This window comes from Paracoccus sp. J39, from assembly GCF_000518925.1.
GTDB lineage: Bacteria > Pseudomonadota > Alphaproteobacteria > Rhodobacterales > Rhodobacteraceae > Paracoccus.
The window spans coordinates 91,414-106,581 of sequence record NZ_JAEN01000008.1 but is presented as its reverse complement, the minus strand read 5'-3'; the positions used below and the strand labels follow the sequence as shown (position 1 = coordinate 106,581).

Here is a 15,168-nt window from a genome sequence, read left to right as displayed (position 1 = left end):
CCACGGGGACAACGCATGAGTGACAATCTGTTCGACCTTCTCGCCGCCGGCATCACCGACCCCGAGGCCGTGGCCATCGAGACGCAGGCCGGCGAACGCATCCGCTACGGCGACCTGATCGCCCGCAGCGGCCGCATGGCCAATGCGCTGGCGGCCTTTGGCGTCCAGCCCGGCGACCGGGTGGCGGTGCAGGTCGAGAAATCGGTGCAGGCGATCATCCTCTATCTCGCCACCCTGCGGGCGGGCGCGGTGTTCCTGCCGCTGAACACCGGCTACACCCCCGCCGAGATCGGCTATTTCCTCGGCGATGCCGAGCCGCGGGTCTTCGTCTGCGACCCCGCCCGGCAAGAGGCGTTGCGCGAGCCCACCGAGGCCGCCGGTGCCCGCATGGTGACGCTGGATGCCGAGGGGCGGGGCAGCCTGACCGACGCCGCCGATGCCGCGCCCGAAACCTTCGCCACCGTGGCGCGGGCCAGCGACGACCTTGCCGCGCTGCTTTACACCTCGGGCACCACCGGCCGGTCCAAGGGCGCGATGCTGACCCATGGCAACCTGGTCTCGAATGCCTTGGTGCTGCGCGAGGCGTGGCGCTTTACCGCGCAGGACGTGCTGATCCACGCCCTGCCGATCTTTCACACCCATGGCCTGTTCGTCGCCACCAACGTGGTGCTGTTCTCGGGCGCCTCGATGATCTTCCTGCCGAAATTCGACGTCGACCGGATCTTCGAGGCGATGGCGCGGGCGACCGTGCTGATGGGCGTGCCGACCTTCTATGTCCGCCTGCTTCAGGACGACATGCTGAACGCCGAGACCACCGCGAACATGCGGCTGTTCGTCTCGGGCTCGGCGCCGCTGCTGGCCGAGACACATCGCGAATGGCAGGCCCGCACCGGCCATGCGATCCTGGAACGCTACGGCATGACCGAGACGAACATGAACGCCTCGAACCCCTATGACGGCGAGCGCATCGCCGGCACCGTCGGCCTGCCGCTGCCCGGCACCGAGATCGTCGTCACCGACCCCGAGACCGGCGCCGAACTGCCGCGGGGCGAGATCGGCATGATCGAGGTGCGCGGCCCGAACGTCTTCAAGGGCTACTGGCGCATGCCGGAAAAGACCGCCGCCGAACTGCGCGCGAACGGCTTCTTCATCACCGGCGACCTGGGGAAATTCGACGAGCGCGGCTATCTGCACATCGTCGGCCGCGGCAAGGACCTGATCATCACCGGCGGCTACAACGTCTATCCCAAGGAGATCGAGACCGAGATCGACGCGCTGCCCGGCGTGGTCGAATCCGCCGTGATCGGCCTGCCGCATCGCGATTTCGGCGAAGGGGTGACGGCGGTCGTGGTCCCGACCGGCAGCCCCGCCCTGACCGAGGCCGAGGTGCTGGCCCCGCTGGAGGGGCGGCTGGCCAAGTTCAAGCAGCCCAAGCGCGTGCTGTTCGTGGACGAATTGCCGCGCAACACCATGGGCAAGGTGCAGAAGAACCTGCTGCGCGACCGCTTCGCCGGGCTTTACGACTAGCAGGCCGCTGAAGAGCCCGCCCTCGCCGCGTCCTGCGGCACAGGATTCGGGCTGGCCGGGGTGATCCGGGAAGGGAGCGGGATCGGGGCATCGGCGTGGGGACGAGCAAGGTCAATGCCTGGCTGCGGTTCGAGGCATCCTCCTCGATCAGGACGCGGACGGATTTACCGCCCGAAGGCTGCGGGGTTGAATGCGGGGACAATAGTGACGCCGTCATGGCGCATCAGGCGTTGCCTGAAAACCCCGCCTGCATGATCTGGCTTCGTCGGCATCACTCCGGTGTCGCCGAGGCGGGGCATCCTGCAATGGACATCGATGGGAGGGTCCCCGCGGTCACGCTGAACCTGGTGCTGAACGGGGGGGCGATGCCGGGCGATGTCACCGCCCGCGCCAGCCGCACGCTGGCCCGTTGCCTGTCGCATGGCACCCCGGCGATCTGCAGCCATGTGAATGTCGACAAGGATGCCGGATTTGCCGGGATCGAGGCGCTGGCGCAGCTGCGCGGCGACTGGGCGGACCGCGTGCGCCTGCAGCTGGTCGGCTTCATGCCCCCGCATCCCGGGCAGGATCTGGACTGGCGGCGCGCCAATATCGACCGCGCCGCCGGGCTCTCGGACGCCATGGGCCGCACTCCCGCCGTGGCCGAGGACCCCGACCGCTATCGGGACATCCTCTTCGACGCCGCCGCCCGGCACGGCCTGCCGGTGGACCTGCATCTGGACGCCTCGCGCCAGCAGTTCGAGCCCTGCCTGCAATGACGGCATGGCGCCCGGGGCCCGCAAGGCTCCGGGCGCTGCCCCGGAAAGATCCCCATCCTGCCCCGCGCGCTGCGGCCACGCGGGCGCTTGATCATGGGGACGATGCCGCAGAAGCATCGTGGACACCGGGATCAAAGCCAGGGTCGATGAGATCATCCTGGTTGACGGGCTGTTGCCCGGAGCAGCTGGAGGACCAGACCGATTTCGAGACAAGTTTTCGCCCAGACCCCGCGAATGAATCCGGCGCGTTCCGATCAAGGGCATGGTCTGCGGTGTCCGGGTGGCGAAAGGAAAGCCAAGGAGAAGATCCTGCGGAAAGGGCGAGCCGCCCCTGGCATAATGGGGGCTTGCGGGCTGGTGTAGCGCCTCACGAAACCTGTCGTGATGATCCGGCGCTTATCGCCCATCGCATGGCAGCCTGCAGACCTGTTCCAGCCCGTGGGTCTGGCGGTTGCGGATGGTGATGCTGCCGCCGTGGCGCTCGATGATCTCGCGCGCGATGGCAAGGCCAAGCCCGGCGCCCGGGAAGGACTTGCGCCGGGCCTGATCGACGCGGAAGAAGGGCTCGAAGATCTGCGCCAGCAGTTCGGGCGGCACGCCGGGGCCGTCGTCCTCGATCCGGATCACCGCATTGCCGCCCTCGCGCGTCAGCGCCACGCGCGCCCCGCCGCCATGGGTCGCGGCATTGGCGATCAGGTTGCGCAGCGCGCGCTTCAACGCGATGGGGCCGGCATGGACGGTCAGCGGCGGCAGCGCGCCCAGCTCGACCTTCTGGTCCAGAACCTGCAATTCCAGGGCGATCTGGCGCAGCAGCCGGTCCAGCCGGACCGGTTCGCCCCCGTCCATCCCGACCTCCTCGCGCACCAGGCGGATGGCGCTGTCGGCGATCATGTCCAGTTCCTCGAGATCCGAGAGCCATTTCGCCCGCTCGGCATCGTCCTCGATGAACTCGGCCCGCAGCCGCATGCGGGTCATCGGCGTGCGCAGGTCGTGCCCCGCCGCCGCCACCAGCCGCATCCGGCTTTCCATCGCCTGCCGCAACTGCGCCGAAAGCCGGTTCAGCGCCCGCGCCGCCGTCCGCACCTCGCCCGAGCCGGTTTCGGGGATCCGCTCCAGCACGCCGTCCGGGCCGACGCGATCCACCGCATCCTCGAGCAGTTGCAGCGGCCGCGTCAGCCGGCGCGCGGCGTGGATCGAAATGGCGGCGCTGCCCAGCACGATCAGGGTCAGCCAGATCACCAGCACCTTCCAGCGGCCGGGCGGCGGCGACAGGTCCGGTATCTCGGTGATGAACCAGCGCCCGTCGCCGATGCGGATCGAGGCGGTAAAGGATTCCTGGCCCGGCAGTTTGGTGACCCGTGCATCGAGCGGCTGGCCGGTATGGCGCAGGGCGGCGCCGAGAAAGCGCGACATCCGCTCGTCCGGCTCGCCCCCCGCGGGGGCGGGCTGCAAGGCGCGCGGCCGGTCCTGGGGCCGGCCATGGCCCAGCAATGCCAGGGTCGCATGGATCTGCCGCGCCACCGGCTCCATCGTGGCCTGCGGCAAGGGGGGGCGCATCACGCTGGTCGCGGTATAGGTCGCCAGCACCACGACGGTGACAATGGCCGCGATCAGCAGGGCGGCGATGCGGGTCTGGAGCGAGCTCATCCCCGCGTCGCCCCCACGCTGACCGGCACGGACAGCTGATAGCCGCCGTTGCGCACCGTGCGGAAGATCGGCGCCGGCTCCTTCTCGGCCAATTTGCGGCGCAGCCGGCTCATCAGCACGTCGATGGAACGGTCCAGCGGATCGCGGTCGCGGCCCTGGGTCAGGTCCAGAAGCTGGTCGCGCGACAAGAGCCGGCCCGGGCGCTCCAGGAACACGCGCAGCAGGTCGAACTCGGCGCCGGTAAGCTCGATCTCGCTGCCGTCCGCGGCCCGCACCCGGCGCTGGCCGGGATCGAGCTCGAAACCGGCAAAGCCGTAGGTCCGGGTATCGGGGGCGGCGGGCTCGTCCTGACCCCCGGTGCGGCGCAGCACGGCCTTGATGCGGGCGACCAGTTCGCGCGGGTTGAAGGGCTTGCCCAGATAGTCGTCGGCGCCGAGTTCCAGCCCGATGATGCGGTCCACGTCCTCTTTCAGCGCGGTCAGCAGGATGATGCGCAGCTCCGGCCGGTGCTCGTGCAGGCTGCGGCAGATATCGAGGCCGGAGCCGTCGGGCAGCATCACGTCCAGCACGATCAGGTCCGGGGCGCCGTCCGTCACCCGCGCCTCGCATTCGCGGCGGTCGGCGGCGACAGAGACGCGGAAACCCTGCCCTTCCAGATAGCGGCGCAGCAGGTTGCGGATTTCGGGATCGTCGTCGACGATCAGGATATGATTCATCGTCATCACCTTGAGATGCGTCCGTTCTAGCGGATTTCGGCGCGCCTCGCTCAGGCAAATTTGTGACGAAACATTGCTGGATCGCCCTTTGGAAACACTCGTTTGCAAAACTTGGCCGCCCGGAAAGAATTCGTCACCGGCAAGACCTAAGCCGGACAAGCGGTCCCTGTAGCGTCATCGGCATCGCAACCGATGAAGGGTCTCTCCGATGAAGAACATCCCGATGAAAGCTCTGGCGATGGCCGCCCTGCTGGGCGCGGCCGGCATCCCCCTTGCCGCGACGGCGCAGAACGCCGGCGGGGCATCCCCCGCCCCGGCGGAGGAACCGGCGCGTCCCCAGCCTGGTCCTGCCGGGGCTCCTCATGGTCGAGACGACGTCTTCCGTCCCCATATCGGCCGGCCCGGCCCGGCAGGCATGACGCCGGCTCTTGGCCTTGCCGCGCATCTTGCCGCGACCGAGACCTATCTGGGCATCACCGGAGAGCAGCAGGATGCCTGGCGCGATTACAGCCAGGCGTTGATCGCCTTCCTCGAACCGCCGGCTCCCGACGCCCGTGCCGAGGGCGGCGAGCCCCCGGCCGATCAGGCCCGGCCGCTGGCCGCCGAGCGCATGGCGCAACATGCGCTGGCCCGCGCCGAGAAGGCCCGCGCGCTGCTCGCGGCAGCGACCGCGCTGCGCGGGTCGCTGGAGCCGGCACAGCTGGAGAGGCTGCAGCAGGTCGATCCGGGCTTTGGTCCCGGCCCGCACGGCCCGCGCCACGAAGGCCCGGGGCGGCAGCAGCCCGGTCCCCGGCATCACCCCGCGCCGGCGCGCTGAACCGGCCTGCGTCGGGCAAGGGCGCCCGACGCGCCTTTCTTCCAGACCGCAGAACAGCAAGGACAGATGCAATGCGTCGCTTTTTCATGATGACCGCGATCGCGGCAACGGCCCTGGGCAGCGGCCAGATGGCCATGGCCGAAACCCGCCCGGACGGCCCGCCGCCGGAATGCCGGCAGAACGACCGCAAATGCCCCGCGCCTCCGTCCAAGGACGCCCCGCGCAAGGCCAAGCGCAGCGAGCGCAAGGCACCCCCGCCTCCGGCCGAGGTCAAACGCGGCGAGCACAAGCCCCGCCCGGCCGAGGCACCGCCGCGCAACGCGAAAGGCAAGCACGCCCCCGACGGGCGCAAAGCCCTGCGCGTAGGCGACAGCATCCGTGACGGTCGTCCCTTCCAGCGCGCGGCCAACAGCCGTTTCGCTGCGCCGCCGCGGGGTCAGGAATATCGTGTCGTCCATGACCAGGTCGTGCTGGTGGACCAGAAGACCAAGCGGATCGTGCAGATCCTTGGCCCGGCCAACCGGTAACGCCGAAAGGAATTTCCCATGAGAAAGATCATCATTCTGGCAGGCTTGGCGCTGCTTCACATCAGCACGACGCCGGCACTTGCGGACCCTTCCGCGCGTTGCGCGCAGGGAGACCGGAATTGCGCGGTCAAAACCGAGCCGGGCAAAAAAGCCGAGCTCGGGCCCAAAAGCCTGGGGGCGCAAAAGCATTCCGCCTCGGATGCGAAACAGCAAAGCAGGGGGCCGAAAATTGGCGACGTCGCGCGCAGCGGCCGCTCTCTGAACACTTCCGAGGGCCGCAGGCTGGCAAAACCGACGGCCGGCCGCGCTTATCGCGTGATGGATGAGCGCGTGGTTCTGGTCGATTCCAACACCATGAAAGTCGTGCAGGTTCTGGGACTGGTTTCGGACATTCTTCGCTGATCATTCCACGGGTCAGGCAAGAGGCGGCGATCGGGCAATCCGGTCGCCGCCTTTTTTGCGAGATCCGCAATCTCACAGCCCGGAGTAACGCGCCGGCACGGTCGAGAGCACTTGCCCGGAGGCATCCACCAGCAGGAAGGCGCCGGGTTGCAATTCCCAGTGCTGGCCCTCATCGGGTTTCGGCAATGCGTGGTTGTGATAATCGACCGCCACGCTGCGGCCGCTGCGTGCCGCAGGCTCGACAGTCGCGGGGGCAGTGCCGCCGGGATAGCGGTAGATATGCCCCGTCGGTTCATCCTTTTCCGAACATGCGGCCAGCGTGGCCACCAGGGCAAGCAGGGGAATGACTTTCACGATATTTTCCTTTTTACATAGTCTCGGGAAACACCCCCCTTTCATCCTTTTTGGAGTGCTTTGACGGGCCGAGTTTTGCTGCGTTGACGGCCGGGAGGTAGCCGAGGATCAGGAACGGTGCCGGTTTTTCCGCATTGTTCCGACATAGCCGCTGGGCGTTTCCATCGTTGGTCCCGTCTGTGTCGAGAGGTTTCCGCCAGGGCCGAATTTGTAACAGACTGTTTCCCGACGCCTCTCGGAAACAATTCCGGTTGCATGTTACCGATCGTTTCATTGATCCGGTCCCCGGACGGCGACGATGGGCTGGGGGATGCGACAAGCACGCAGCCCTCCGCATCACTTATGCCAGCAAGCTAAAACCGCGCGTTCCCCGGACACTGGCACAGAGGATTTCAGCACGAGCGATGCGGGCGCGCCTGAAGCGGCCGGCCCGGCGGCACGATCTTTGCCCTGCAGGCCGTGATACGGCATCAAATGGCGAGGAACAGCGGGCATACTGCCCGGAGAATGGTCTGGAAGCGGGGCGACATGGGTCAGAACGAAGCGGGATTGGCAGCTGGTGATCGCAACCCCGTGCCGCATTTGCGCATCGACGCCTATGATGCCAGCGCCAAGCCCCTGCGCATGGCGCAGCGGCAGTTGCTGCACGAGTTGACGGTGGGGGTGCTGTGGCCGCATCGTCCCCGCGACCTGGATCTGTTCCTGTCGCTGGGGCAGGGCTACCTGGCGGTCGACGAGATCGGGCGCCCCCTTGGATCGGCCATGTATTTCCCGACGGGCGACGATTTCGCCATGCTGGGGATGATGGTCACGGTGCCGCGGTTGCAGGCGCGGGGGGCGGGCAAGTGGCTGCTGCAGCGGGTGATGGCCGATTGCGCGGGCCGGGACCTGCGGCTCAGCGCGACGCATTCGGGGTATCGCCTTTATGCGGCGGCGGGGTTCCGGCCGGTGGGCATCATCCGCCAGCAGCAGGGCATGGCGCGGGATATCGGGCCGTTTGACGCACCCGGCATCCTGGTCCGCGATCTGCGGGCAGAGGATGATGCGGGCCTTCGGGCCCTGGATGCAAACGCCTATGGCGCAAAGCGAACGCGGGTTCTGGACGCGCTGCTGCCCCTGTCGACCGGCACGGTCGCGCTGCGCGACGGTGCCGTCTGCGGCTTTGCGCTGCAGCGCGATTTCGGCAAGGGCACGGTGATCGGTCCCGTCGTGGCCGAGGGGGACGCCATGGCCCAGGCCCTGATCGCCCCGCTGATCCGGGCGAATGCCGGCCGTTTCACGCGCCTCGACACGCCGGTGGACAGCGACGGCTTCCTGTCCTTCCTGACCGATGCCGGGCTGGTGGCCTTCGACACGGTTACGGAAATGTGCATCGGCCCCCACCGCCGCGCCGCGGAAGGGCCGGTGACCTACGGCCTGGCGTCGCATTCTCTGGGATAGCGTTTCCGTCCCCGCGCGATCAGGACAGCCGGTCCTTCAGCCCGAACCACAGCCCCACCAGCGGCAGGAACCAGGGCTTGCCGCTATGCGCCGGGATCGCGGGCCAGGCGAGGCCCTCCAGCGGGTTCGTGCCGTGCTGGCCCAGGGCGATGTCCGCCAGGACCTGCCCGACCAGCGTGGACATCTGCGCGCCATGGCCGGAATAGCCCATGCCATAGATCATGCCGTCCACCTCTCCGGCGCGGGGGAAGCGGTCCTTGGTCATGTCCACCAGCCCGCCCCAGCAATAATCGATGGGAATATCCGCCAGATGCGGAAAGATCGCGGCCATGGACCGGCGCAGGATCGTCCCCGATTTCGCGTCAGAGGTCTGGTCCGACCGGGCCGAGAACCGTGCCCGTCCGCCGAAAATCAGCCGCCGGTCGGGCGACAGGCGGAAATAGTTGCCGATGTTCATCGAGGTCACGCAGGTCCGGTCGCCGGGCAGGGTGGCGGCGACCTCGGCATCCGACAGAGGCCGCGTGGCGATGATGAACGACCCGACCGAGATGATGCGCCGCCGGAAATGCCGGAAGGGCGCCGTCGTGCCATAGGCGCCGGTCGCCGCGATCACCCGGCCCGCGGCCAGGCTGCCGCGCGGGGTCTGCAGCTGCCAGCCATCGGCCAGCCTTGTCCGGCCGGTCACGGGCGCGCCTTGCCAGATCCGCGCGCCATGGCGATGCGCCGCCGTGGCAAGCCCCTGGGCATAGCGGCCCATGTGGATCATCGCGGATTTCTCATAAAGCATCGCGCCGTGGAAGCTGTCGGACCCGACCTCGCTTCGCACCTGGTCGCGGTCCAGCCAGCGGGTGTCGGGATCGACCTCGGCATGGATCAGGTCGAAATTCGCGCGCAGCCCCGCGACATGGCTGGGCTTGGAGGCCAGCTTCAGCTTGCCCGAGCGGCGGAAATCGCAGGCGATGCCTTCTTCGGCCACGATCTGCTCGATCATGTCGATGGACCGGTCATAGGCGCGATACAGGGCATGGGCGCGCTCTGCCCCCAGATGCGCCTTGGCATCGGCATAGCCATGGGCGATGCCGTTGTTCAGGTGCCCGCCATTGCGGCCCGACGCGCCCCAGCCGACATGCTCGGCCTCCAGCAGCGCCACGCGCACCCCGGCTTTCGCCAGGCTGCGGGCGGCGTTCAGCCCGGTGAAGCCGCCGCCGATCACGGCCACGTCGAAGCGCCCCTCGACCGGGCCGGCCTCGGCGCCCGCAAAGGGGGGCACGCCATCATGCCAATAGGATGCGTATTTCGTCACAGCCCCACCACCTCGGCCAGCCCCGAGATGTCCCGGACCTCGGTATAGCCGTAATGGGGATTGGCCGGCTCATGGCCGCGATTGACCCAGACCTTGTTGCGGATCCCCAGGTCATGCGCGGTCATCAGGTCATAGCGGAACGACGACGACACATGCAGCACGTCCTCGGGGCCGCAGCCAAGCTGGTCGAACATGTATTCGAAGGCCCGCATCTGCGGCTTGTAGGCGCCCGCGCTTTCGGCGGTGAAGACATGGTCGATGGGCGCGCCCAGCTTGGCGATGTTATGCGGGATCTGGTCGTTCATCGAATTGGTCAGCGCGACCAGCGGGATCTTCCCGGCAATGCGCCTAAGCCCCGCGGGCACGTCGAGGTTCGGCCCCCAGGTCGGCACGCGGGCATAGATGTCCTCGGCCACCGCGGGATCGAAGGCGATGCCGTTGCGCTTGCAGGTGCGTTCCAGCGCGTTGTGGACGACCTCGGCATAGGGTTTCCAGGCGCCCAGCACCTCGTCCAGGCGGTAGGCCGCGAAATTGGCGATGAATTTCTCCATCTGCGGGCCGCTGAGCTGCGCGCCGTAATGGTCGCGCGCGGCGCCCGCCATGTCGAAGAAGATCATCGTGCCGTGGCAGTCGAAGGTAATGAATTTCGGGCGCAGCGCCATGGGGGCCTCCTGTTGGTCCGTCTGATCCATCATTGGCGCGGTCTTGCGACAGCGCATGCGGCAGTCGGGCGCCTGACGGCAGGAGATTGCGAAATTCCGGCAATGGACGGCAGGCCCTGCCGCCCAGGACCCGACAACGGTGCCCGACCCTGCGCGGATCGGGCCAGGCTGGCGGCGTAACGGAAAGGAACCCCATGACCCTGCTGACCCCCATCGACACCGCCCCGGCCTTTGCCCCGCGCGAGGACGTAGCCGCCCCGGAGAAGCTGATCGAGGGCGCCCCCGCCTTCAAGACCTGGGCCCTGGACGAGGTGCCCCTGGGCAACTGGTCGAAGATCCGCACCGGCATCTGGGAAGCGACGCCCGGCACCACCCGTTCCGTCAAGGGCGAGGCGCTGGAATTCTGCCATATCCTCTCCGGGGTGGTCGATCTGACCGAGGAAGGCGGCGAGACGCGCCGCTTCACCGCAGGCGACAGCTTCCTGATGAAGCCCGGCTTCAAGGGCATCTGGAAAACCATCGAAACCGTGCGCAAGATCTATGTCTTCGCCGACTGATCTTCTGGCCCGGCTGGTCGGGTTTCCCAGCGTCGTGGGCGGCCCGAACGGCGACATCATCGGCTTCGCGGCGGATTACCTGCGCGGGCACGGGATCGAGCCGGCGCTGGTCCCCGGACCCGAGGGCGACCGCTGGAACCTGTTCGCCAGCATCGGCGATGCCTCGCGCCCCGGCTATGTCCTGTCGGGCCATCTCGACGTGGTTCCGGCGGGCGAGCCGGATTGGCGGGCCGATCCCTTCGTCTTGCGCCGCGACGGCGACCGGCTGATCGGGCGCGGGGCCTGCGACATGAAGGGCTTTGTCGCCGCCGCCCTGGCGATGGTGCCCGAACTGGTCGCGATGCCGCTGTCCGCGCCGGTCCATATCGCGCTTTCCTATGACGAGGAGGCGGGCTGCCGGGGCGTGCCGCATCTGCTGGCGGCCCTGCCCGGGCTTTGCGCGCCGCCGCTGGGGGTGATCATCGGCGAGCCGTCCGGCCTGGTGCCGGTGCTGGCGCACAAGGGCAAGGCGGCGCTGCGGCTGGTGGCGACGGGGGTGGCGGGGCATTCCTCGCGCCCCGACCTGGGCGCGAACGCGATCCACGCGCTGCTGCCGGCGCTGAACGCAGCCGCGGCGCAGGCCGTGGCGCTGCAATCCGGGCCGCAGGACCCGCGCTTCGCGCCGCCCTGGTCCAGCCTGCAGATCGGCACCGTCGCGGGCGGGCAGGCCGTCAACATCATCCCCGACCGCGCCGAGGCGCAGATCGAGGCCCGCGCGATCCACGGCGTCGATCCCCGGGCGGTCCTGGAGCCGGTGGTCGCGGCGGCAGGGGGGCTGGCCGTGGACTGGCTGTCCTCCTATCCGGCGCTTGCGCTTGACGGCGATCACCCGCTGGCGCGGCTGTTGGCCGAGCTGACGGGCGCGACGCCCCTGGGCGCGGTCAGCTATGGCACCGAGGCCGGGCTTTACCAGCAGGCCGGGATCCCCGCGATCATCTGCGGCCCCGGCGACATCGCCCGCGCGCACCGCCCCGAGGAATACCTGACGATGGCCGAATTGCAGGACGCCTGCGCCCTGATCCGTCGCCTGGGGCGGCGGCTCTGCCCATGACAGCATTTTCTGCGGCGGCCGTTCTGCGATCCGCAGGACATGCCGCGCGCCCTTGCCAGTTCGGCAATCCTGCGGGCGCGCCCGTGGCAGGATGGTGCCAAGAAGGACAAAGCGCATGACCACGACCATCACCCCTGCACTTGCCGCCTTTACCCCCGCCCATCTGCCGCAGGCGCTGCGCCTGTCGCAGCAGGCCGGCTGGCCCCACCGGGCCGAGGACTGGGCGCTGACCCTGTCTGTATCCCAGGGCGTCGTGGCGCTGGACGAAGGCCGCGTGGTCGGCACCGCGCTGTGTTCGCCCTTCGGCGCGGTCGCCACGCTGAACATGATCATCGTCGATGCGGCGATGCGCGGGCGGGGCCTGGGCCGCGCGCTGATGGAGGCGATCATCGCCCTGGCCGGCGACCGCGAAATGCGCCTGATCGCCACCGCGGACGGGCTGCCGCTTTACGAAAAACTCGGCTTCCGGGCCAGCGGCCAGATCGTTCAGCATCAGGGCCTTGCTGTCGCAACCGCGCCGGAACGGCCCGTCGCCACCGGCCGTCCCGCCGATATCGACCGGCTCGCCGATGCCGACCGCGCCGCCAGCGGCATGGACCGCGCGTCCCTGTTGCGCGACATCGCCGCCGGCGGCGAGGTCCTGACCTGCGATGCCGGCTTTGCCCTGCTGCGCGATTTCGGCCGCGGCCGCGTGGTCGGGCCGATTGTCGCCCCCGACACCGCCACCGCCCGCGCATTGCTGGCCGAGGCCGCGCGCCGCTGGGAAGGCAGCTTCCTGCGTGTCGATCTGCGCGCGGAACAGGGTCTTGACGGCTTCGCGGCGACGCTGGGCCTTGCCCATGCCGGCGGTGGCACCGCCATGACCCGCAACCCGCGCACCCCAGCCCCCACGACCCAGGCCCTGATCTCGCAAGCCCTGGGCTGAACCCGGAGACCCCCATGCTGAGCAATTCCCTGGCCGAGCTTGACCGCCGGCACCTGATCCACCCGGTTTCGTCCTTTCGCGGGCATGAACAGCGCGGCGTGCGCATCCTGACCGGCGGGCAGGGCGCGACCGTCACCGACAGCGAGGGGCGCACCCTGATCGACGGCTTCGCGGGCCTGTGGTGCGTGAACGCGGGCTATGGCCACGAAAGCATCGTCGAGGCCGCCGCCGAGCAGATGCGCAAGCTGCCCTATGCCACCGGCTATTTCGACCTGGGCGCCGAGGCGCCGATCCGCCTGGCCGCCGCCCTGGCCGAACGCGCCCCGGGCGATCTGAACCACGTCTATTTCACGCTGGGCGGATCGGACGCGGTGGACAGCACCATCCGCTTCATCCGCTATTACTGGCACGCCAAGGGCCAGCCGGGCCGCGACCAGTTCATCTCGGTCGCCAACGGCTATCACGGCTCGACCACCATGGGGGCGGGGCTGACGGCGCTGCCGGGCTTTCACGACGGTTTCGGGGTGCCCTATGACTGGCAGCACAAGATTTCGTCGCATGACCTGTATCGCAACCCGGCGGGCCGCGATCCGCAGGCCGTGACCGAGGCCTCGGTCGCGGAACTGCGGGCGAAGATCGAATCGCTTGGTCCCGACCGCGTCGCCGCCTTCTATGTCGAGCCGATCCAGGGCTCGGGCGGCGTGCTGGTGCCGCCCAAGGGCTGGATCAGGGCAATGCGCGATCTGTGCGCGGAATACGGCGTGCTGTTTGTCGCCGACGAGGTGATCACCGGCTTTGGCCGCACCGGCCCGCTGTTCGCCTGCGAGGACGAGGGCATCGTTCCCGACCTGATGACCACGGCCAAGGGGCTGACTTCGGGCTATGTGCCGATGGGCGCGGTCTTCATGCGCGACCATGTCTATGAGACCATCGCCGACGGCGCGGGGGCCAAGGCCGTGGGCCATGGCTTCACCTATTCCGCGCATCCGGTCAGCGCCGCCGTGGCACTGGAGGTGCTGGCGCTCTATGAAGGCGGGTTGCTGGAAAACGGCCGCCGCGCAGGTGCGCGGTTGCAGGCCGGGCTGGAAAGCCTGCGCGATCATCCGCTGGTGGGCGATGTGCGGGGCAGGGGGATGCTGGCGGCGGTCGAGCTGGTCGTGGACAAGGAGGCCAGGACCCCTCTGCCGCCCGAGGTCCAGCCCGCCACGCGGCTGTTCGACCGGGCCTGGGAACAGGGGCTGATCGTGCGGTCCTTTGCGCAGGGCATCTTCGGCTATGCGCCGCCCCTGTGCTGCACCGAGGACCAGATCGACCAGATCGTCGCCCGCACCCGCAAGGTGCTGGATCTGACGCTGGAAGACCCGGAAATCCGCGCGGTCCTGCGCTGATGGCGCTGCTGCTGCATTCCACCCCCGAACGCGGCGCCGTCTGGGGGCGCATCTTCGCCGAGGCGGGCGAGGGCTTCATCGCCGACGAGGCCAGCGTGACCGACCCCGCGCAGGTCACGCATCTGGCCTGCTGGACGCCGCCCGCCGATCTGGCGCGCTATCCGAACCTGCGCACGGTGATCTGCGTCGGCGCGGGCACCGACCATTTCCCGGCCTTGCCGGAGGGCGTGGCGCTGTCGCGCACCATCGCGCCGGGGATCGAGGCCATGGTGCGCGACTGGGTGGTCATGGCCACGCTGGCGCTGCACCGGGATCTGCCGTTCTATCTGGATCATGCCGCGCGCGGCGAATGGCAGCCCCGCCCGGCGCGGCTGGCGCGCACGCGGCGCGTGGGCATAATGGGCATGGGCCGGATCGGGCGCCTGGCCGCCGCAAGCCTGCAAGCCCTGGGCTTTGCCGTTTCGGGATACAGCCGCTCGGGCAGGCCGGTCGAGGGGATCGAGATCTTCGGCGCGAATCGGCTGGACGCCTTTCTGGCCGGGGCCGATATCCTGGTCTGCCTGCTGCCGCTGACGGACGAAACCCGCGGCCTGATGGGCAGCGGCTTCTTCGACCGGCTGCCGCAGGGCGCGGGACTGGTCCATGCCGGGCGCGGCGCGCAGCTGGACATGGCGGCGCTGCGCCGGGCGCTGGACGGCGGCCGGCTTTCTGCCGCCATGCTGGACGTGACCGACCCCGAACCCTTGCCCGCCGATCACTGGGCCTGGCGCGATCCGCGCGTGCTGATCACCCCGCATATCGCCGCCCATACCGATGCCGAGGAAGGCGCGCGCCACGCCCTGGCCGTCATCCGCGCCGACCGCGACGGACAGCCGGTGCCGGGGCTGGTGGACCGCAGCCGGGGATACTAGGGCGCTCGCGATATGCCGCGCCCCCGCCCAATACGAAAGAATCTGCTGCGCCGGCCGCCCGTTTCGGCGTTTTGCAGCCCCGGAATGGCGCAATCTGGATGTGAGGGGATGTGACGACCCGCGCGTCCGCCGATCTGACCGCCG

At 69.0% G+C, this 15,168-nt stretch carries 16 protein-coding genes; 11 read left to right on the top strand and 5 right to left on the bottom strand.

The features are described from left to right. Positions 1 to 15: 15 nt before the first annotated feature. Together L632_RS0109930 and L632_RS0109925 are read left to right on the top strand one after the other, a co-directional pair. Positions 16 to 1,527, top strand: a complete 1,512-nt coding sequence (locus L632_RS0109930; RefSeq protein ID WP_028712706.1) for a malonyl-CoA synthase — start codon at positions 16 to 18, stop codon at positions 1,525 to 1,527. 305 nt (positions 1,528 to 1,832) lie between these two features. Continuing rightward, complete coding sequence (locus L632_RS0109925) at positions 1,833 to 2,285, top strand: hypothetical protein (protein ID WP_028716734.1); 453 nt, start codon at positions 1,833 to 1,835, stop codon at positions 2,283 to 2,285. A 396-nt stretch (positions 2,286 to 2,681) separates the two neighbouring features. Here L632_RS0109925 and L632_RS0109920 read toward each other — a convergent pair whose 3' ends face one another. Together L632_RS0109920 and L632_RS0109915 are read right to left on the bottom strand one after the other, a co-directional pair. Then, positions 2,682 to 3,932, bottom strand: coding sequence for an ATP-binding protein (locus tag L632_RS0109920; protein ID WP_028716733.1), 1,251 nt, complete (start codon positions 3,930 to 3,932; stop codon positions 2,682 to 2,684). Further along, a complete protein-coding gene (locus tag L632_RS0109915) occupies positions 3,929 to 4,648 on the bottom strand; it encodes a response regulator (protein WP_156929458.1) in 720 nt (239 codons plus the stop codon). Before L632_RS0109915 ends, L632_RS0109920 begins: the two co-directional genes overlap by 4 nt. Before the next feature lie 208 nt (positions 4,649 to 4,856). On the opposite strand from L632_RS0109915, the gene L632_RS22425 reads away from it, so the two are divergent. The 3 genes from L632_RS22425 to L632_RS0109900 all read left to right on the top strand — a co-directional run bounded on the left by L632_RS22425 (position 4,857) and on the right by L632_RS0109900 (position 6,394). After that, positions 4,857 to 5,465 (top strand): Spy/CpxP family protein refolding chaperone, encoded by a 609-nt coding sequence (locus L632_RS22425; RefSeq protein ID WP_084648084.1) that lies wholly within the window; start codon positions 4,857 to 4,859, stop codon positions 5,463 to 5,465. A 71-nt stretch (positions 5,466 to 5,536) separates the two neighbouring features. Beyond that, positions 5,537 to 5,992 (top strand): hypothetical protein, encoded by a 456-nt coding sequence (locus tag L632_RS0109905; RefSeq protein ID WP_028716732.1) that lies wholly within the window; start codon positions 5,537 to 5,539, stop codon positions 5,990 to 5,992. Between the two features lie 18 nt (positions 5,993 to 6,010). Further along, on the top strand, positions 6,011 to 6,394 hold the full coding sequence (locus tag L632_RS0109900; protein WP_028712711.1) for a hypothetical protein: 384 nt from the start codon (positions 6,011 to 6,013) through the stop codon (positions 6,392 to 6,394). Between the two features lie 72 nt (positions 6,395 to 6,466). Here the strand turns inward: L632_RS0109900 and L632_RS0109895 are convergent, their stop codons facing one another. After that, positions 6,467 to 6,748, bottom strand: coding sequence for an RcnB family protein (locus L632_RS0109895; protein WP_028712712.1), 282 nt, complete (start codon positions 6,746 to 6,748; stop codon positions 6,467 to 6,469). 528 nt (positions 6,749 to 7,276) lie between these two features. On the opposite strand from L632_RS0109895, the gene L632_RS0109890 reads away from it, so the two are divergent. Continuing rightward, positions 7,277 to 8,188 carry a GNAT family N-acetyltransferase gene (locus L632_RS0109890; RefSeq protein WP_198021817.1) on the top strand — a complete coding sequence of 304 codons (912 nt, stop codon included), beginning with the start codon at positions 7,277 to 7,279 and terminating at the stop codon, positions 8,186 to 8,188. A 19-nt stretch (positions 8,189 to 8,207) separates the two neighbouring features. On the opposite strand, the gene L632_RS0109885 is transcribed toward L632_RS0109890, so the two are convergent. Further along, on the bottom strand, positions 8,208 to 9,491 hold the full coding sequence (locus L632_RS0109885; protein ID WP_028716730.1) for an FAD-binding oxidoreductase: 1,284 nt from the start codon (positions 9,489 to 9,491) through the stop codon (positions 8,208 to 8,210). Further along, positions 9,488 to 10,153 (bottom strand): haloacid dehalogenase type II, encoded by a 666-nt coding sequence (locus L632_RS0109880; protein WP_028716729.1) that lies wholly within the window; start codon positions 10,151 to 10,153, stop codon positions 9,488 to 9,490. Before L632_RS0109880 ends, L632_RS0109885 begins: the two co-directional genes overlap by 4 nt. A gap of 194 nt (positions 10,154 to 10,347) precedes the next feature. Between L632_RS0109880 and L632_RS0109875 the strand changes: the two genes are divergently transcribed. The 5 genes from L632_RS0109875 to L632_RS0109855 all read left to right on the top strand — a co-directional run bounded on the left by L632_RS0109875 (position 10,348) and on the right by L632_RS0109855 (position 15,024). Continuing rightward, a complete protein-coding gene (locus tag L632_RS0109875) occupies positions 10,348 to 10,710 on the top strand; it encodes a cupin domain-containing protein (protein ID WP_028712716.1) in 363 nt (120 codons plus the stop codon). Then, positions 10,694 to 11,800 carry an acetylornithine deacetylase gene (gene argE, locus L632_RS0109870; protein WP_028712717.1) on the top strand — a complete coding sequence of 369 codons (1,107 nt, stop codon included), beginning with the start codon at positions 10,694 to 10,696 and terminating at the stop codon, positions 11,798 to 11,800. Before L632_RS0109875 ends, argE begins: the two co-directional genes overlap by 17 nt. A gap of 115 nt (positions 11,801 to 11,915) precedes the next feature. After that, a complete protein-coding gene (locus L632_RS0109865) occupies positions 11,916 to 12,725 on the top strand; it encodes a GNAT family N-acetyltransferase (protein WP_028712718.1) in 810 nt (269 codons plus the stop codon). Between the two features lie 14 nt (positions 12,726 to 12,739). Then, positions 12,740 to 14,113, top strand: a complete 1,374-nt coding sequence (locus L632_RS0109860) for an aspartate aminotransferase family protein (RefSeq protein WP_028712719.1) — start codon at positions 12,740 to 12,742, stop codon at positions 14,111 to 14,113. Further along, entirely contained in the window at positions 14,113 to 15,024 is a 912-nt protein-coding gene (locus tag L632_RS0109855) for a glyoxylate/hydroxypyruvate reductase A (RefSeq protein ID WP_028712720.1), read from the top strand. The genes L632_RS0109860 and L632_RS0109855 overlap by 1 nt, the downstream gene beginning before the upstream one ends. The last annotated feature ends 144 nt before the right edge of the window (positions 15,025 to 15,168 follow it).